Annotated in this window: 16 protein-coding genes and 3 pseudogenes; 11 read left to right on the forward strand and 8 right to left on the reverse strand. The window is 73.6% G+C overall.

What is annotated here, in order from left to right:
• The first annotated feature begins 222 nt into the window (after positions 1 to 222).
• Positions 223 to 1,140, forward strand: a complete 918-nt coding sequence (gene mmuM / locus ACFZDC_RS06775) for a homocysteine S-methyltransferase (RefSeq protein ID WP_391320863.1) — start codon at positions 223 to 225, stop codon at positions 1,138 to 1,140.
• A 76-nt stretch (positions 1,141 to 1,216) separates the two neighbouring features.
• Here the strand turns inward: mmuM and ACFZDC_RS06780 are convergent, their stop codons facing one another.
• The gene (locus ACFZDC_RS06780; protein ID WP_391320865.1) at positions 1,217 to 2,785 is read right to left on the reverse strand and encodes a carboxylesterase family protein; all 1,569 of its coding nucleotides are present in this window, start codon (positions 2,783 to 2,785) and stop codon (positions 1,217 to 1,219) included.
• Between the two features lie 93 nt (positions 2,786 to 2,878).
• On the opposite strand from ACFZDC_RS06780, the pseudogene ACFZDC_RS06785 reads away from it, so the two are divergent.
• Both ACFZDC_RS06785 and ACFZDC_RS06790 read left to right on the forward strand, forming a co-directional pair.
• Positions 2,879 to 3,094 (forward strand): annotated as a pseudogene (locus ACFZDC_RS06785) (substrate-binding domain-containing protein); the annotation flags it as partial.
• A gap of 29 nt (positions 3,095 to 3,123) precedes the next feature.
• Complete coding sequence (locus ACFZDC_RS06790) at positions 3,124 to 3,303, forward strand: hypothetical protein (protein WP_391320867.1); 180 nt, start codon at positions 3,124 to 3,126, stop codon at positions 3,301 to 3,303.
• A gap of 71 nt (positions 3,304 to 3,374) precedes the next feature.
• Here the strand turns inward: ACFZDC_RS06790 and ACFZDC_RS06795 are convergent, their stop codons facing one another.
• From ACFZDC_RS06795 to ACFZDC_RS06810, 4 genes are all read right to left on the reverse strand, one after another.
• Positions 3,375 to 3,647 (reverse strand): hypothetical protein, encoded by a 273-nt coding sequence (locus ACFZDC_RS06795; protein WP_391320869.1) that lies wholly within the window; start codon positions 3,645 to 3,647, stop codon positions 3,375 to 3,377.
• Positions 3,644 to 4,507: an isocitrate lyase/phosphoenolpyruvate mutase family protein gene (locus ACFZDC_RS06800; protein WP_391320871.1), complete on the reverse strand. Its 864-nt coding sequence runs from the start codon at positions 4,505 to 4,507 to the stop codon at positions 3,644 to 3,646. Before ACFZDC_RS06800 ends, ACFZDC_RS06795 begins: the two co-directional genes overlap by 4 nt.
• Positions 4,508 to 4,667: 160 nt before the next feature.
• Positions 4,668 to 5,318 (reverse strand): ThuA domain-containing protein, encoded by a 651-nt coding sequence (locus ACFZDC_RS06805; protein ID WP_391320873.1) that lies wholly within the window; start codon positions 5,316 to 5,318, stop codon positions 4,668 to 4,670.
• Positions 5,319 to 5,388: 70 nt separating this feature from the next.
• Positions 5,389 to 6,477 (reverse strand): calcium-binding protein, encoded by a 1,089-nt coding sequence (locus ACFZDC_RS06810; RefSeq protein ID WP_391320875.1) that lies wholly within the window; start codon positions 6,475 to 6,477, stop codon positions 5,389 to 5,391.
• A 217-nt stretch (positions 6,478 to 6,694) separates the two neighbouring features.
• Between ACFZDC_RS06810 and ACFZDC_RS06815 the strand changes: the two genes are divergently transcribed.
• The 3 genes from ACFZDC_RS06815 to ACFZDC_RS06825 are packed head-to-tail and all read left to right on the forward strand — an operon-like array spanning position 6,695 to position 8,314.
• Positions 6,695 to 7,519 carry a Scr1 family TA system antitoxin-like transcriptional regulator gene (locus tag ACFZDC_RS06815; protein ID WP_391321548.1) on the forward strand — a complete coding sequence of 275 codons (825 nt, stop codon included), beginning with the start codon at positions 6,695 to 6,697 and terminating at the stop codon, positions 7,517 to 7,519.
• A complete protein-coding gene (locus tag ACFZDC_RS06820) occupies positions 7,516 to 7,710 on the forward strand; it encodes a DUF397 domain-containing protein (RefSeq protein WP_391320880.1) in 195 nt (64 codons plus the stop codon). Before ACFZDC_RS06815 ends, ACFZDC_RS06820 begins: the two co-directional genes overlap by 4 nt.
• Positions 7,685 to 8,314: a VOC family protein gene (locus tag ACFZDC_RS06825; RefSeq protein WP_391320881.1), complete on the forward strand. Its 630-nt coding sequence runs from the start codon at positions 7,685 to 7,687 to the stop codon at positions 8,312 to 8,314. Before ACFZDC_RS06820 ends, ACFZDC_RS06825 begins: the two co-directional genes overlap by 26 nt.
• Here the strand turns inward: ACFZDC_RS06825 and ACFZDC_RS06830 are convergent.
• On the reverse strand, positions 8,311 to 8,769 hold the full coding sequence (locus ACFZDC_RS06830) for a hypothetical protein (RefSeq protein WP_391320883.1): 459 nt from the start codon (positions 8,767 to 8,769) through the stop codon (positions 8,311 to 8,313). The genes ACFZDC_RS06825 and ACFZDC_RS06830 overlap by 4 nt on opposite strands.
• A 77-nt stretch (positions 8,770 to 8,846) precedes the next feature.
• Here ACFZDC_RS06830 and ACFZDC_RS06835 point away from each other — a divergent pair, with 77 nt between their 5' ends.
• Positions 8,847 to 9,245, forward strand: coding sequence for a VOC family protein (locus tag ACFZDC_RS06835; RefSeq protein WP_391320885.1), 399 nt, complete (start codon positions 8,847 to 8,849; stop codon positions 9,243 to 9,245).
• Here the strand turns inward: ACFZDC_RS06835 and ACFZDC_RS06840 are convergent.
• Positions 9,234 to 9,914, reverse strand: a pseudogene (locus ACFZDC_RS06840) (helix-turn-helix domain-containing protein); the annotation flags it as partial. The gene ACFZDC_RS06835 and the pseudogene ACFZDC_RS06840 overlap by 12 nt on opposite strands.
• A gap of 214 nt (positions 9,915 to 10,128) precedes the next feature.
• Between ACFZDC_RS06840 and ACFZDC_RS06845 the strand changes: the two are divergent.
• Positions 10,129 to 10,316 (forward strand): annotated as a pseudogene (locus ACFZDC_RS06845) (cupin domain-containing protein); the annotation flags it as partial.
• A gap of 158 nt (positions 10,317 to 10,474) precedes the next feature.
• Here ACFZDC_RS06845 and ACFZDC_RS06850 read toward each other — a convergent pair.
• Complete coding sequence (locus tag ACFZDC_RS06850) at positions 10,475 to 11,632, reverse strand: YhjD/YihY/BrkB family envelope integrity protein (RefSeq protein WP_391320888.1); 1,158 nt, start codon at positions 11,630 to 11,632, stop codon at positions 10,475 to 10,477.
• A gap of 130 nt (positions 11,633 to 11,762) precedes the next feature.
• On the opposite strand from ACFZDC_RS06850, the gene ACFZDC_RS06855 reads away from it, so the two are divergent.
• The 3 genes from ACFZDC_RS06855 to ACFZDC_RS06865 all read left to right on the forward strand — a co-directional run bounded on the left by ACFZDC_RS06855 (position 11,763) and on the right by ACFZDC_RS06865 (position 17,131).
• Positions 11,763 to 13,400, forward strand: coding sequence for an acyl-CoA dehydrogenase family protein (locus tag ACFZDC_RS06855; protein WP_391320890.1), 1,638 nt, complete (start codon positions 11,763 to 11,765; stop codon positions 13,398 to 13,400).
• A 319-nt stretch (positions 13,401 to 13,719) separates the two neighbouring features.
• Complete coding sequence (locus ACFZDC_RS06860; RefSeq protein ID WP_391321550.1) at positions 13,720 to 14,994, forward strand: GAF domain-containing protein; 1,275 nt, start codon at positions 13,720 to 13,722, stop codon at positions 14,992 to 14,994.
• An 802-nt stretch (positions 14,995 to 15,796) separates the two neighbouring features.
• Complete coding sequence (locus ACFZDC_RS06865; RefSeq protein ID WP_391320892.1) at positions 15,797 to 17,131, forward strand: hypothetical protein; 1,335 nt, start codon at positions 15,797 to 15,799, stop codon at positions 17,129 to 17,131.
• Positions 17,132 to 17,163 lie beyond the last annotated feature (32 nt).

Genomic DNA, 17,163 nt, shown 5'->3' on the forward strand with positions numbered 1-17,163 from the left:
ATGCAACGTCCGCGCGGTACCGACCTCGGCGCTCGGTCCCCCGGCTCTCCGCGCCCGCGATCACCGACCAGCGCGCGGGGACCAGCGCACGGGGACCCGCGAACGGCGACCAGCGCACGGGGACCCGCGATCAGCGACCAGCGCACGGGGACCCGCGATCGGCGAGGAGGACCGGGCGGCCGGGCCGGTCCGTTCGCGCCGCGCTTCGACTAGCGTCGTGACATGACCGGCAACACCTCCCCCGCCCTCGCCGAGGCCCTCGCCGCCGGAACGGTCGTGCTCGACGGCGGCATGTCCAACCAGCTCGAGGCGGCCGGGCACGAGCTGAGCGACGGGCTGTGGTCGGCACGGCTGCTGGCCGAGCGGCCCGAGGCGGTCACCGAGGCGCACCTCGCCTACTTCACGGCCGGCGCGGACGTGGCGATCACCGCCAGCTACCAGGCCACCTTCGAGGGCTTCGCCCAGCGCGGGATCGGCCACGAGGAGGCTGCCCGGCTGCTGGTGTCGAGTGTCGAGCTGGCCCGCGAAGCGGCCCGGCGGGCGCGGGCCGCCGGGGCCGAGCGTCCGCTGTGGGTGGCGGCGTCGGTCGGACCGTACGGGGCGATGCTGGCGGACGGGTCCGAGTACCGGGGGCGGTACGGGCTGAGCCTCGGGGAGCTGGAGCGGTTCCACCGGCCGCGGCTGGAGGTGCTGGCCGGCGCCGGCCCCGATGCGCTGGCTCTGGAAACCGTCCCGGACGCCGATGAGGCGGCTGCCCTGCTGAGGGGTGTGCGGGGGCTGGGGGTGCCGGCCTGGCTCTCGTACACCGTCGACGGCCGGCGCACCCGGGCCGGCCAGCCGTTTGAGGAGGCCTTCGCGCAGGCCGCCGACGTCGACGAGATCATCGCTGTCGGGGTCAACTGCTGTGCTCCCGGGGATGTCGAGCACGCGGTGGAGGTCGCGGCCCGGGTGACCGGAAAGCCGGTGGTCGTCTACCCCAACAGCGGTGAGGCGTGGGACGCGCGGGCCCGGGCCTGGAGGGGGCGGACGACCTTCGGCGCCGAGCAGGTCAAGGCCTGGCGGGATGCGGGGGCGCGGCTGATCGGCGGTTGCTGCCGGGTGGGGCCGGAGGCGATCGCCTCCATCGCTCGGCTGGTGTGATTCCCGCCGGCCTCGGGGGCTGACGAGTCGGCGGCGCCGGGTGACCGACGAGTCGCCGGTGCCACGGGGCCGCGAGTCAGCGGCGCCGGGCACCCACCGAGCGGCGCAAGCGCCGTACGGCCGAGGCCAGTTCGACTCCGGGGGCCTGTACGTCGGAGGGGGGCGCGGGTTCCGGGACGGTGGGGGCGGCCGACCACAGGGCGATTTCCGCGTCCCGTGGGCCATAGGCGGTGCGCGGCACACCGTCGCCGAAGATCCGTACCGGATGTGAGGCGTCCCAGGGCTGCCAGCCGGGGTCCCCGGTCGCGGCGAACCGTACCCACGCCGCGTGCATCGCGTCGGCCAGCTCCCGCGGGGCCCCCTCGCCGGCCAGCTTGGCCGACTCCGGGACGTCGCCGGTGTCGAAGACGAACCCGAGCTCCAGGGCGTGGCAGGCGCCGAGGCCCGGGAGGCGGGACGGCCAGGCGAACTCGTAGACGTACGAGGTGCCGGGGCGGGCGTCGGCCAGCCGGTGCAGGGGGATGCGCAGCAGGTGGTCGGTGACCATCTGGCCGACGATCTCGGCGGTCCCCGCGTCGGGGTGCAGGGTTCGGTAGCCGCGGGGCACCTCGTGGCCGACATGGCAGCGGGCCATGGCGCCGGCCAGGGCGGCCGCGCCCAGCCGGTCCACGCGCTCCAGGAGGCCGCCGGGCACCAGCCACAGCCGGTACTCGTCCCGGGTCCAGCCCATGAGCAGGTCGACGCCCTGGGCGGCCTCGCCGTCGATCAGGGCCTGGAGCGGGTCGCAGGGTACGAGGTCGCCGTCCACGACGATGCCGAAGGCGGGACCGCCCAGGACGGGGCTGCTCCGCCGTCCCACCTCCGCCTGGGTGCGCAGCAGCAGGTCGCGGTCGACGGCGGCGAAGGCCTCGGCGGTGGCGGGGATCTTCAGTCTGGTGGCGATGCGGCGCACCATGCGCCGCACCCTGTCGCGTTCGGAGGCCTCCGGCGGTCCGCTCTGCAGGACCGCCCGCCGTATCAGGCCCTGGGCCTGGGGTGCGGCGATCAGGGCACCCGTGCTGATCGCACCGGCCGACTGTCCGCAGAGGGTCACGTTGCCGGGGTCGCCGCCGAAGGCCGCGATCGTCTCGTGCACCCAGCGCAGTGCGGCGAGCTGGTCGCGCAGGCCGGGGTTGGGCGGCGCGTCCGGGAACAGTCCGTAGCCCTCCACGCCCAATCGGTAGTTGACCGAGACGCAGACGACTCCGTCACGGGCGAAGGCGCGGCCGTTGTACACGGGGACGGCCGAGGAACCTCTGGTCAGGGCGCCGCCGTGCAGCCAGACCAGGACCGGCAGCCGGGCTCCGGGGCCCGGCTCGGGAGTCCAGACGTTGAGGTTGAGGCAGTCGTCGCCGCCGACGACCGGGTCGGACAGGTACTGGGCGAACGCCTCGGAGTACGGCGGTTTCGGCGCCGTGGGCCCGAAGGCGCCGGCGTCGCGCACCCCGTCCCACGGCTCGGGCGGCTCGGGCGGCCTGAACCGCCGGGCCCCGACGGGCGGGGCGGCGTACGGGATGCCCCGGAACACCGCGATGCCCTGCTCGTACCGGCCGCGCACGGCCCCGTGGGGCGTTCTGACCACGGGGCCCGTCTGGTCTGCCGTCATCGCCCACCAGCCCTTCGCCGCGCTCGTGCACCGTTCACATCAGAGCGCCACACCGCCCGGATGTATTCCAGTGCACAGACCCGGCGCTGGGCCATTGGGGGGGGGTATCTGCCCGAGGCCCGCTGGGTGACCCCGGCACTGACCACCGTCCGCCGGCCGCTCGCGGAGGCCGCGACCGCGCTCGGACCGCTGGTGCGGATGATGGCCGGCGAGCGCCCGGAAGCTACCCGGACGGAACTGTCGACCCGGCTGGTGCGCAGGGCGAGTACGGCCGCGCCGCCCGCCGCGCGTTCAGGCGCGGCACGGTGACCACCCGAACCCGGGATCGTTGACCGGGCATGAATCCCTCCACGCGCACCGCGGCGGCCCTCGCCGCGGCCGCCGTCGCCCTGGTCACCGCCTACGGCACCGCCCGGGCCGCGAGCCGGATCGTCGCCCCCGCGCAGCACCGCGCCACCGTGGCCGTACCCGGCGACACACACGACCCGAAGCAGGAGACGGGCCTGCGCGAGGACTGAGCGGCACCGCACAACGCGACGGCCGGGCACCTCCCGCACGGGGTGCCCGGCCGTCGTCCTGCCGTTCCTGTTCAGTCGTCTCCGTCCCGGCCGGCGGCCCCGACCAGGGCCTCCACCACGTCCACGGCGCTGCCGTCGTGGTCGCTGCCGGCCGTGCCGCTGCCGGTCTGGAGGTTGGCCGTCCGGTCGACCTCGAGGATGGAGTCGGCCTGCGAGTTGTCGATGACGGTGATCAGACTGCTCCCGTTCGCGACCGCGGGCGCGGCACCGGCTCCGGCACCGGTCCCGAGGAGCGTCACCGCGAGCACCGCGGCCGCCCCGAGGCGGGATACGGCAGCCGTCACACGCCCACACCCTCGGGCTGCAGCCGCTCGGGGGCGATGTTGCGCTCCAGCAGGCTCGTTGACGCCTTCACCCCGACCCCGCCGGCCGGGTCCACCTGCGGAAGCCGGCCGTCGGCCGCCTTCAGCCCGGCGAGCGCGGAGTCCATCGCCTCGTGGGCGGCGAACAGGCAGGGGGTGCTGTAGATCGCGACGTCGACCCCGAGGTCGGACAGTTCACCGAGTGACAGGCGGGGCGACTTGCCGCCGGCGATCTGGTTGAACAGCAGCGGCTTGTCCCCGACGACCTCACGGATGCGCTTGATCCACTCCACGCTGCGCACCCCGTCGACCAGGACCACGTCGGCGTCGGTCGCGGCCAGCCGCTCGGCGCGGTGCAGGATGTCGTGCTCGTCGGTGGCGTCCGTGCGGGCGACGACGACCAGGTCCTTGCGGGTCTGCAGGACCTTCTCCAGCTTCTCCAGGTACTCCTCCAGCGGCAGCACCTGCTTGCCGTCGGCGTGCCCGCAGCGGCGGGGCCGCTTCTGGTCCTCCAGGATCACCCCGGAGGCGCCGATGCGTTCCAGTCCCTCGACGACGTGGCAGGCGACCTCGGGATCGACGTATCCGTCGTCGATGTCGACCAGCAGATGGTGGTGCGGGAACGCGCCCCGCAGCCGCTGGACGAAGGCCACCATGTCCGGCCAGGCGATGAAGCCGATGTCCGGCAGCCCGTAGTACGAGGCCGCGAAACCGAAGCCCGAGACGAACATCCCGTCGTAGTGCTTGGCCGCGATCGAGGCCGAGTACATGTCGTACACGCCGATCAGCGGTGTGGTCCCGGGCCCGGCGATCCGCTCGCGCAGCTTGTTTCCGTAACTCAAGGTCCGGCTCCTCCTGTGGGTGGTGGCGCGGGGCCGGGGGCCGGTCCACCGCGTCTCGACGCCCTTTACCAAGACAAGAGCATCTATAGATACGCACGTGACCAGTGCCGTGCACCAGCTTTACTCACCTCAATGGCGGAACGGGTTCACCGCAGAAACGTCACTCGGAGAGCCGTCCCGCCCAGGTGATCCCGCCGCTCAGGTGGGCCAGGAAGGCCGGTGCGCGGTAGGCCTCGGCGGCGTGTCCGAGGGCCGTGTAGAACACCCGCCCGCTCCCCTGTCGACGGCACCAGGCCAGCGGATGGTCGGCCCCCATCCCGCCCCCGTCGTACGACGCCTCGTCCGCACGCAGCAGCACCCGCACCCGGCCGCGGGGGTTGGAGTGGAAGTCGTACCACTCGTCGGTGACGTCCCAGACGGCGGAAAGGTGCCGGGTCGCGGGGTGATCGGGGTCCTCCACGACGGCTTTCCCCGGCTGGTACGCGGGGTGCCGCTCGAAGCGGGCGCCGAGGAGTTCGCCGTAGTACGGCCAGTCGTACTCCGTGCAGGCCGCCGCGTGCACGCCGACGAATCCGCCGCCCGACTCGACGTACTCCGCGAGCCGTCGGCGCCCGGCCGGGGTCAGCACGTCACCGCTGGTGGAGAGGAAGACGACGGCCGCGTATCCGGCCAGGGGCCGCTCCAGATCCGCCGGGTCCTCACTGTGCTCGACGGCGAACCCGCTGAGCCCGCGTACGGCTTCGACGGCGTCCGGGATGGAGTCGTGACGGTAGTCGGTGGTGCGGGTGTGGACGAGGAGTCGGGGTGCCATGGCAGACGTATTGTGCTCGGCCGTCCGCACCGTGACACCCCTTCGCAGGAAGAGTTGTCCGGGCGGTCCGTCAGCTCTCGCAGCGGAGGACGATGTCGTTCCCCGGGCCGCCGTCACAGGCGTCCGTGCCGGCACCGCCGTCGAGGACGTCGTTGCCGGGGCCGCCGTCGAGGGTGTCGTTGCCGGGGCCGCCGAGGATCCGGTCCGCGCCGCCCGCGGTGCCGATCGGGCGGAAGTCCTGGCCGGCGTTGTCCCCGATGAGGGTGTCGGCGCCGCCACGTCCGGAGATGACGTCGTTCCCCGCGGTCAGCCCGGTGGGGTCGCCGACGGAGCTGTCGCCGACGATCTGGAGTTCGTCGCCGCTGCCGCCGGTGATCAGGTCGTTGCCGGAGCCGATGGCCCTGCCCTGCGAGGTCTGGTGGTCCCCGAAGGCGAAGAGGGCGCCGTCCGGGCCCAGGTCGATGACGTCGTCGCCGCCGCTGCCGCTCACATCCCCCACAAAGGAGGAGCTGTCACCCGTCACGTCGCCGAACTGGCCGGGGCCCTCCAGGAGCACGTCGTCCCCGGCACCGGCGGCCGAGTAGAAGCCGAGCGAGTCGCCGATGAGGCTGTCGTCGCCGTTCCCTCCTTCGAGACGGTCGTTCGCACCGCCCGTCACGTGGTCACCCCGGCTGTCGCCGACCATGCTGTCAGTGCCGTCGCCGCCGAACTCCATGTCCGGGGACGCCCCGTCCGCATCGCCCTGAGCCGCCGAGTTGTCCCCCGTGATGGCGTCGTCGCCCGGGCCGCCGTACAGCCGGTTCCTTCCGGTGGTGGCGCCGGTGGCCGCCGTCGCGTCGCCCGTCGGGGCGGCGGTGTCGCCGACGATGCCGTCGCTGCCGTCGCCGCCGTCGATCGCGTCGTCGCCGGGCCCCCCGAAGAGGTGATCGTCCCCGCCCAGGCCGCAGATGAGGTCGCCACCGCCCCTGCCGTCGATCGTGTCCGCCCCCGAGGTGCCGATGATCACGTCCGGCCCGGGCGTTCCGGTGGTGCTGCCCGGGTTCGTCGCCGGGCGGCCGAAGCACGTGGGCTGAGCGGCGCTCGCCCCGGCAGCCCCGAAGAACACCATGGCGGTCGACGCGAAGACGGTCACCGAGACCGCCGACGCGGTACGTCTCATCCTGTTCATCCTGCTCACCCATCCATCCCTGATCGGCCGACTCTCACCAGGACCACTCATTGCCCGATCGGCAAGGCGATCCGCAGGCGCGGCGGCGAACTCCACCCGTAGGGGCTACCGGGCCGAGGTGGGGAATTTCGGCATTCAGGTGACCGGAGTCACTCTGAGTATCCATTATGAGACGGAACGTACGCGAGCGGGTGGGGAGTTCGACCGCATGGGCACGACTCGACGGGCACGGAAGAACGCCTCGGCGATGAAGATGGTGGGGGCGCTGCTCGCACTCCACCGCGAGGCGGCCGGATACACACAGAACTCGCTGGGTCAGCGGTCCGTCCTCGGCGAGGAGATGATCGCTTCGATCGAACAGGGCAGACGACCGTTGAAGCCCGATGTCGCCGAGCAGCTGGACGAACTCCTCGACACCAAGGGGACGCTGTCGGTTGCTGTGAGCAGGATGCCTGAGGTGGATCTTGTTCCGATGTGGGCGGAGGAGTATCTGGATCAGGAGCGGGAAGCGATCGTCATCTCCTGGTACGAGAGCCTGCTGGTGCCCGGGCTGTTGCAGACAGAGGCGTATGCGCGGGCGGTGTTCAGCAGCCGTGTGCCGGTCTACGACGAGGACGAGATCGATCAGTTCGTAGCGGCACGCATCGAGCGGCGGGAGATCCTGCACCGCAAGACGCCGCCGACCGCGAGCTTCGTGATCTGGGAGGCCGCACTGCGGGATCGGTTGGGTGGAAGGGGGGTCTACGTCGAGCAACTGCGGCACCTGCGGGAGTACGCCGGTATGAAGGGAATCTCCGTGCAGGTACTGCCACTCGGCCGGACGTCGCATGCCGGCCTCGAGGGCCCGTTCATCCTGCTGGAGACCCCCGAGCATCAACGACTCGCGTACAGCGAGACACAGCGTGGTAGCACCCTGATCGCCGACCCCGACGAGGTGGGGATCCTGACACAGAAGTATGCGATGCTGCGGACGCAGGCCCTCAACACCGAGGACACGCGGGACCTGTTGGACCGTCTGCTAGGAGAGCAATGAGCGACACCGCACTTGAGTGGTTCAAGTCGAGCTACAGCAGCGGCGAAGGCGGCGCCTGCCTCGAAGTCGCCCTCCAGCCCACCGCCGTCCACATCCGCGACTCCAAGACCCCCACCGCTCCGCACCTCACGGTCACGCCTTCGGTCTGGACCGCGTTCCTCAAGTATGAGCCGTATTCCACCGCTGCTTGACCACCTCGTCCTGGCCACGCCCGATCTGACCGCGACCGTCGCCGACTTCGCACGGCGGACGGGGGTGACGCCGGCGCCCGGTGGAGTGCACGTGGGGCTCGGCACCCGGAACCATCTGGTGTCGCTCGGCGGCCGGAGCTATCTGGAGATCATCGGGCCGGACCCGGAGCAGCCGGAGCCGGTGGAGCTGCGGCCGTTCGGGGTCGACCGCCTGACCGGTGCGCGCACGGTGACCTGGGCGATCAGCGCACCCGATCTGGAGGCGGCGATCAACGGCGCCCGCGAGGGCGGCTACGATCCGGGGCCGGTCCACCCGATGAGCCGCCGCACTCCGGACGGCACCCTGCTGCGGTGGCGGCTGACCGACAGCGGCACCGCGCACCCCTCGGGGCTGGTTCCGTTCCTCATCGACTGGGGTGAGTCGGTGCACCCGACCGGCACGGATCTTCCCGTCACGCCGCTGCTGGAGGTGGCGGCCACGGCACCCGACCCGGAGCAGGTGCGGCCCGTGTTGTCCGCCCTGGGCACCGAACTCACGGTCTCCGAGGGGCCGTTCGCCATCTCCTTCACCGTGTCGACTCCGCGGGGGCCGGTGACCTTCTAGAACAGGTGGAAGTTCCGGTAGTCCCCCGCCTGGTCGTAGACACCGCGCAGCCACGGCTGCCGGACGGCGGGGAGCCGGGCCAGCGTGTACAGGAAGACGTGCCGGTCGGGCCGGAAGAGCCGGTGCGGGCGCAGCGGCAGCGGGTCGTCGCGCTGGACGTCGCGGCGCAGTCCGCCGGTCACCGGCAGCAGCGAGCGGTCCTCGGGGAACGCCAGGGCCTGCCACACGTCGGCCGGCAGCGGCACGGTCGCAGGGCCGCCGGGCGGCTGCCACGTCTCGCCCGTCTGCGGGTGCACCGGAACCAGGGCGATCTCCGGGACGGGGTCGGGGACGGGCAGGCCCGGGCCGGCCAGGGCCGCTGTACGCGCCGGTTTGCCGGGCGGGAGCAGCGCGTCCGGCACGCGGGCGAACAGGTCCGTGACGAGTCCGCCGGGGAGCACCACGGGGGCGCCCATGCAACTGCTTGTCGCCCGGGGCCGCCGCGTCCGATTCCTTCAAGACCGGTCGCCGACCACCTGCCTACGGTGGCCGCATGACTCCACGATTCGCCGTGATCGGCATGGTGGCCTCCGATCTGGCCGCCTCGCTCACCTTCTACCGTCGCCTCGGGCTGGTCTTCCCTGACGGGGCCGAGGAACAGCCCCATGTCGAGGCCGAGTTGCCCGGGGGGCTGGTCCTCGCGCTGGACACCGAGGCGACCGTCCGGTCGTTTCACTCGGGGTGGCGGCCGCCCACCGGTGGGGGGCGGGTCGCGCTCGCCTTCCGGTGCGGTTCACCGGCCGAGGTCGACGCCGTGTACGAGGATCTGGTGGGCGCCGGGTACCACGGGGAGCTCAAGCCGTGGGACGCCTTCTGGGGGCAGCGGTACGCCACCGTGCACGACCCCGACGGCAACGGCGTCGACCTGTTCGCGCCTCTGGCGGCCGAGTAGTTCGCCGAGCGTCGCATCCGCCAGCTCCCTTACGTCACGGGCCAGGTGGGGCTGGTCCGCGTATCCGGCGCGGGCCGCCGTCTCGGCGTAGGGGATGCCGGAGCGGGCCAGGGCCAGGGCGCGTTGCAGGCGCAGGATGCGGGCCAGCGTCTTGGGGCCGTAGCCGAAAGCGGTCACGGAGCGGCGGTGCAACTGGCGGGCGCCGATGCCGAGTTCGTCGGCCGTCGCCGCCACCGGGCGGCCGGCGTCCAGGCACTCCACGAGCCGGCGCAGGAGGAGGTCGGGGGGCCTGGACCGTGCGGCCCGGTCCAGGGCGATGTCCTCCAGAGCCGTGGCCGGGTCGGGGGCCGATGCGACGCGGTCACGCAACCGCCGTACCCGGGTGGCGGGCCAGAGGTCCGCCAACGCGACTCGGGTGTCGCGCAGTTCGTGGGCCGGTACGCCGAGCAGGGTGGGCGCGGTGCCGGGGAAGAAGCGGATGCCGGCCCAGGCGCGGGGCGGGCCCCCGGGGACGTACGCGCGGGTGTCGGGGCCCGCGACCAGCAGCTGGCCCTCGCTGTACAGCAGGTCCATGCAGCCGTCGGGCAGCACCGGGCGGACGGCGGGGTCCTCCGGGGTGCGCCGCCACACCACCGCGCCGGTCAGCCGGGACGGCCGCTCCTCGTACACGCACGCCAGGCTACGCCGCCCGGGTACGGTGCTCCTGCGAGCTGACGCCGTACGCCCGGCGGCGGCGAGTGCCGCCACCCGGACGGCAGCTCCCTGAACGGCTCGATGGACCTCGGCGTGCGCACGGGTTCGACGCGGACGGTCTCCCCCATGAGCAGCGGGGTGGTGAGCGGGCACTGCCACACGTCGGCCGGGAGGGGCCCCGCTGACAGTGATGCTGCTGGCGCGCGGTGACGCCTGGATCACCCCGACGGCGGCGGTGAACAGGTCCGGCTGCACCCCGGCGACCAGGCGATCGCGCGCGGCCCCGACCCGTACACCTGCGCCGACGCCCCCGGCACCGCCCCGCAGGCGCTGCTCCTGCCCGGTGGCCGCTGCGGCCGGGCCGGCGGGGTGCCGGTCAAGCGGTCTCGCGGGCGCGCGGCTTCACCGGGCCCACCTGGTGCTTTTCCCGGGCGTGGGGGCGCCGGAAGTGGCGGTCGCGGTCGGTGGCCCCGCCCGCGAGGGCGACCGGCCGGAGGTGCGGCGGCCGGCGCTGCCGACGGCAGGGCGCGGCCGGCTCACTTGCCGTGTGCGGGTGTCTCCCCGTTCCCCTTGTGCGGGTGGTGGTGGGGGTTCCTCGCGTGGGTGCGCAGGCGGGCCGTGACGTCCTCCGGGGGCAGGAAGCGGGACCAGCGTTCGGGGAACTCGGAGGGCATGTCGGGGTCGTCGGGGTCGGCCTCGCGGAAGGCGGCGGCACGGGCGACGTACTCGGCGACCTGGACCTCGCGGATCCGTTCGTTGGCCGCACGGGCTGCGGCCGTGGCGGCCGCCGGCCAGACCCGGTCGATGGCGGCGTTCACCGCCGCGCCGACGAGCACGGCGAAGGCGGACACCCCGATCCACAGCAGCACCGCCACGGAGGCGGCGAGGGAACCGTAGATCGTGGCGCCCTCGATGCTGCTGGTCAGGTAGATGCGCAGCAGGAAGCTGCCGAGGACCCACATGGCGAGGGCGACCAGGGCACCGGGGACGTCCTCGATCCACGGGGAGCGGACGGGCACGGACACGTGGTACAGGGTCGTCAGGAAGACGATCGACAGCACGATGACGACCGGCCAGTACAGGACCTGGACGACCGTCTCCGACCAGGGCACGATCCGCACCACCGCGTCCGGTCCCGCCACCATCAGCGGCAGCGCGACCGAGCCGATCAGCAGGGCCACGATGAACAGCAGGAAGGCCATGATCCGGGTCTTGACGATGCCGCGGACGCCGTCGAGGCCGTACATGACGGTGATCGTGTCGATGAAGACGTTCACCGCGCGGGAGCCCGACCACAGGGCGAACAGGAAGCCGATGGAGATGACGTCCGGTCTGCCGCCCTTCATCACGTCGTGCAGGATCGGCTCGGCGATCTCCTTCACGCCCTTGTCGGACAGAACCGTGCGGGAGGCCTCGAGGAGGTTGTTCTCCAGGCCCTTGATGGTGTCCGCGCCGGTCCAGGCGTCGACGTAGCCGAGGAGGCCGATGAGGCTCAGCAGCAGCGGCGGCACGGACAGCAGCGTGAAGAACGCCGCCTCGGCCGCCAGGCCCAGGATGCGGTATTCCATGCAGGAGTTGACGGTGTCCTTGAGTAGCAGCCAGGCGGTCCTGCGCTTGGATACGTTGCGGTAGAGGGCTCTGGCCCGGTGGAGCCGGCCGGCGGGCCGCTCGGGGGTTTCACTTCCTGACTGCACGACCTAACGGTATCCGCCGTAGGGGACCGCCCCCACCTTCCGGGGCGGGTGACCGGGCCCGACGCACCCGCGGGCATGCTGTGCCACTCTGGAGGCCAGCATCGCCGCGATCCCGGGTAGGTTCGCAATCATGGCAGGCAACTCCACCCACACCGTGCAGAACCAGCCGCCTCCGCTGGTGGGCTACGACGTCTTCGCCGCCGACCGGGCCCTCGTGGAGGCGGTCGAGCGGCACACCGCTCCGGACGTGCTGGAGGAGGTGCGCGCGGAGCTGTCCGCGCTGGGCCGGGCCTCGGGCTCGGCGCAGCTGCAGGAGTGGGCCGTGCAGGCGAACGAGTACCCACCACGGCTGCGCACGCACGACCGGTACGGCCACCGGATCGACCAGGTCGACTTCCATCCGGCCTGGCACCGGCTGCTCGGCAAGGGCGTCTCGGCCGGGCTGACCGGCGCCTGGACCCGGCCGGCCGGTCATGTGCGCAGGGCGGCCGCGTTCCTGGTCTGGAGCCAGGTCGAGGCGGGCACCTGCTGCCCGCTGTCGATGACGCACGCGGCGGTTCCCGCACTGCGGGCCGACCCGGACCTGGCCGCCGAGTGGGAGCCACGGCTGACCTCCGCGATCTACGACCAGGACCTGCGGCCCGCCGCGCGGAAGGCCGGCGCCCTCTTCGGCATGGGCATGACCGAGAAACAGGGCGGCAGCGACGTACGGGCGAACACCACCGAGGCGCGGCCGCTCGCCGAGGACGGGACGTACGAGCTGACCGGGCACAAGTGGTTCTGCTCGGCGCCGATGTCCGACGGCTTCCTGGTGCTGGCGCAGGCCCCCGGCGGGCTCACCTGTTTCCTGGTCCCGCGCGTCCTGGCGGACGGCGCCCGCAACGTGTTCCTGCTCCAGCGGCTCAAGGACAAGCTGGGCAACCGGTCCAACGCCTCCGCCGAGGTCGAGTTCGCCGGCACCTGGGCGCGCCGGGTCGGCGAGGAGGGGCGCGGGGTGCGCACCATCATCGAGATGGTCGCCGCGACCCGGCTGGACTGCGCGCTCGGCTCGGCGGGCCTGATGCGGCAGGCGGTCGCACAGGCCGTCCACCACTGCGGGCACCGCGAGGCGTTCGGCGGCAAGCTGATCGACAAGCCGCTGATGCGCAACGTGCTGGCCGACCTCGCCCTGGAGTCGGAGGCCGCGACCGCGCTGGCGCTCCGGCTCGCGGCCGCCTACGACGACGGGGGCGAGCAGGAGCGCGCCCTGCTGCGGCTCGCGGTGCCGGCCGCCAAGTACTGGATCACCAAGCGCTGCGCGCCGCTCGCGGTGGAGGCCGCGGAGTGCCTGGGCGGCAACGGGTACGTCGAGGAGTGGGGCCTGCCCCGGCTGGTGCGCGAGTCGCCGCTGAACTCCATCTGGGAGGGCGCCGGAAACGTGCAGGCGCTGGACGTGCTGCGGGCGCTGCAGCGCGAGCCGGGCGCGCTGGACGCCTGTCTCACCGAGATCGGGCGGACGCACGGTGCCGACCACCGGCTGGACCGGGCGGTGAAGGACCTGTTCACCGAACTCGCCGACCTGAACGGCGCCGAGGGCCGGGCGCGGCGGGTGGTGGAGCGCCTCGCGCTGGTGCTCCAGGGGTCGCTGCTGGTGCGGCACTCGCCGCCGGAGGTCGCCGACGCGTTCTGCGCCTCGCGGCTCGGCAGAGACCGGGGAGCCGCCTTCGGTACGCTGCCGGCCGGCCTGGACCTGGCGTCGGTGGTGGAGCGGGCCCGGCCGGTGTCCTGACCCGGATGGGGCCGCCCGTTTCGGCGCAGGCGTCGCGGGGGTGGTGCTGCGCCGACACGGCACCACCCCCGCTGTGGGCCCGTTCGAGGCCACGAACGCCGCCCGGAGGCGGCTTCGTGGTCAAGTCTCGGCCAGCCTCATGCGATTCACCAGGGTTGCAGGGGGTTGCAACTTGTTGGTGACGGTGCACGGAGTGTGTGCCTCCGGCATGCGCCAAACGGCAGTATGTGGGGAACAGTCGGACCGGAAACCGCCGCCCGGACGGCTTGACAAGTGTGTTCGATGCCCTTCCGGGAGGACCCCAGTGGCGAACCCGCCGATGAACGTGGCGCGCCTGGCCGCCGTGGACGCGGCGCAGGCGGCGCGGGTGCTGAGTGAGGTGCGCGAGGCGACGCTGGCCGGGCAACGTGCGCGGATCGCACCCCGCCCGGTGATCGAGCAGTCCTGGGGGCGGATGCTGCGCAGCGGCGTGGACCCCGACCACGACTTCAGATCCCGGCTGCTGCCCGCCGACGAGGTCCGGCGCAGACGGGAGGAGTCACCGCTCAGACACGTCATGCCCGTGCTGCGCCAGGGTCTGCTTTCGGTCGCGGACGTCGCCCATCACATCATGGTCGTCGCGGACGCCGAGGGACGCGTGCTGTGGCGGGAGGGATCGTCGCCGGTGCTCCGTAAGGCCGACGGTCTCGGGTTCGAACTCGGCGCCGACTGGCGGGAAGACGTCGTCGGCACCAACGGCGTGGGCACCCCGGCGGTCGTACGGCGGCCCGTGCAGGTCTTCGCCGCCGAGCACTTCGTCCGCTCGCACGCCTCCTGGACCTGCACGGGAGCCCCGATCACCGACCCCAAGGACGGCAGCCTCATCGGCGTGGTGGACGTGAGCGGCCCGCTGGAGACCATGCATCCGGCGACCCTCGCCTGGGTGGACGCGGTGGCCAAACTCGCCGAGGCCCGGCTGCGGGAGCTGCACCTGGCCTCGCTGGAGCGGCTGCGCGCGGTGGCGGCGCCCGCGCTGGCCCGGCTGGTCGGAAGGGCGCTGGTGGTGGACCGGGACGGCTGGACGGCGGCCGTGACCGGGATGCCGTACGTACGGCGCGTCACGCTGCCCAAGTCCCTCGCGCCGGGCCGCCGGTGGCTGCCCGCGCTCGGCACCTGCGCGGTGGAGCCGCTGGCCGGGGGCTGGCTGCTGCGGGCGGCCGAGGACCCGCTGCCGTCCACCACCCCTCGGATCGTGCTGGATCTGAGCCGGGTGGGTCGCACCTCGGTGACCGTGGACGGCGCGGCGGGCTCCTGGTCCCGCGAACTCAGTCCCCGGCACGCGGAGTTGCTCTACCTGCTCACCGAACACCGCGCGGGGCGAGGCGCGGCGGGCCTCGCCGAGGATCTGTTCGGCGACCCGTCACGAACAGTGACGGTGAGAGCAGAGATGTCCAGGGTTCGGCGGTATCTCGGGGATTTTCTGCACCACCGGCCGTACCGTTTCCGTGAGGACGCGGAGCTCGAAGTGCTGCTGCCCGGTGACCTCCGTGACCTGCTGCCCCAGTCGACGGCACCGGCGGTGGCGCGGCGCAGAGCGGCGGCGGACGCGGGCTGACGGCGGCGGGACTGCACGCAGGCGGCGGGACGGCGGCCGGCGGCGGCGGTCGGCGCGCATGACAGCCGCGGGGCGGCGGCCGGCGGCGGTCAGCGCGCATGACGGCCGCACGACGGCGGAACGGCGCGCACGGCAGCGGGTCGGCGCGCATGACGGCCGGACGACGGCCGCGGGGCGGCGGCCGACGGCGGCCGGCGGCGGCGGTTGGCGCGCATGACGGTCGCGGGGCGGCGGCCGGCGGTGGCGGAACGGCGCGCACGGCAGCGGGTCGGCGCGCATGACGGCGGGACGGCGGCCGGCGGCGGTCGGCGCGCATGACGGCCGCGGGGCGGCGGAACGACGCGCACGGCAGCAGGTCGGCGCACATGACGGCCGGACGACGGCCGCGGGGCGGCGGCCGACGGCGGCGGTCGGCGACGGTCGGCGCGCATGACGGCCGCACGACGGCGGGACGACGCGCACGGCAGCGGGTCGGCGCGCATAACGGCCGAATGGCGGCGGGGCGGCGGCCGGCGGTGGCGGGTCGGCGCGCACGGCGGCGGGTCGGCGCGCATGACGGCCGAACGGCGGCCGGACGGCGACGGAACGGCGCGCATGACGGCGGCCGAACAGGGGGCATGGCGGCCGCGGGGCGGGCGGCCGGCGGCGGGGTGGTCCGTTCCGTGCGGGGCGCCTTCCGCATATTTGCGGGACTTGGCCCCGCGGCGCCCGTTACTGCCGTAGCATCCCTACGGGCCTCCCCACCTGTTCCTCGGTGAACGCACGGACCACCAGGCGCAGTTGGCCCGCCTCGGGAGGAGACATGAAGCATCGCGGCAGACACCGCCGACGCAGGCGGGGCGCGGCCCTTCGCGCGGTCCTCGCCGGGACCGCGCTGGCACTCACCGCGGTCGCCACCCTGATCAGCGCCTCGCAGGCCACGGTCGCCGAGAACCCCGGCGCACTCAAGCCGCTGGCCTCCCGGGCGGACACCGGTTCCCTGCGGCTGCGGGAACACCGGGTGCCCGCCCGCACACTGAACCGGCTCGCCACCTCCATGGGCCGCCCGGTCGGCGTGGACGCCGTACTGCGGAGCGCCGACCGCACCCTGCGCGAGGGCGCCGAGTGCGCCTCCGAGGACCGCGAGACCCTCCCGGTCGCCCCGGCCGCCACCCGCGCCTACTGCTGGGACCGGGCCGACACGGCGACCACCGCCTGGCAGCCGGCCTCGGTGACCACCTCCGGGGACGCCGACGACGACGGGGTCTGGGGCAGCCACCGGGTGCTCCTCACCGGCTGGACCCACAACACCGCCACCGGGCCGGCCGCCGAGCGGGGTCTCGCCAGGGTCGCGTTCGTCGACGCCGACGACCCGGACCGTCCCGCCTACCGCTGGGTGCTCCTGGTGGTGCCCGTCGAGGGCGGCCGCGACTACCGCGGCCTGGCCTCCGGCGTCTCCGGCATGGTCTGGTATCAGGACAAGCTCCTGGTCACCACCACGACCGGCAGCGCCGACGCGCTCTACGTCTACGACCTCGACCGTATCCAGCGCACCACGGTGGACGAGCCCGCGATCGGCCGGGTGCCCGGTGGCTGGTCCGCCGACGGCTACCAGTACGTGATGCCCGCCGTGGGCTCCTACCGCTTCGCCGCCGGCCGCTGCGGCGCCTCCGGTCCGCCCTGCCCCGCCGGCCTCTCCCTGGACCGCGGCACCGTGCCCGACAGCCTGGTCGCCGCCGAGTGGACCGCCCCCGGCAGCGACCGGCACGCCCGGCTGTGGCGTTACGCGTTCAGCAAGGACCCCGCACGCGGCGGGCTGCTCGCCACCGACGCCGCCGGGCGGGTGGACCCGGTCGAGGCCTACCGGACCCGGGCCAGCGGGATCCGGGGCGTATTGTCGTACCGGCGAGCCGGAGCGACCGTTCCGTCCTGGTACGTGGGACACCTGTCCGAGTCCGCGGGCGGCCACGGCGGAATGTGGCGGCAGGACACCAAGGGCGCGAAGGCGGCCCGCTGCGGCTCGGACGCCTCCCGCCACTGCTGGGCCGAGTCCGCGGGCACCCTGTCCTACTGGCAGGAGACGGGCGAGGTGTGGTCCCTGTCGGACCGGATGCTGTTCGCGGTGCCCCTGGCCGCACTGGACCGCTCGCTGGGGTGAGCCGGGCGATCGACAGACCACCGGCCGGGATG

Origin of the sequence: Streptomyces sp. NPDC007905, from assembly GCF_042959345.1 — a bacterium.
Taxonomy (GTDB): domain Bacteria; phylum Actinomycetota; class Actinomycetes; order Streptomycetales; family Streptomycetaceae; genus Streptomyces.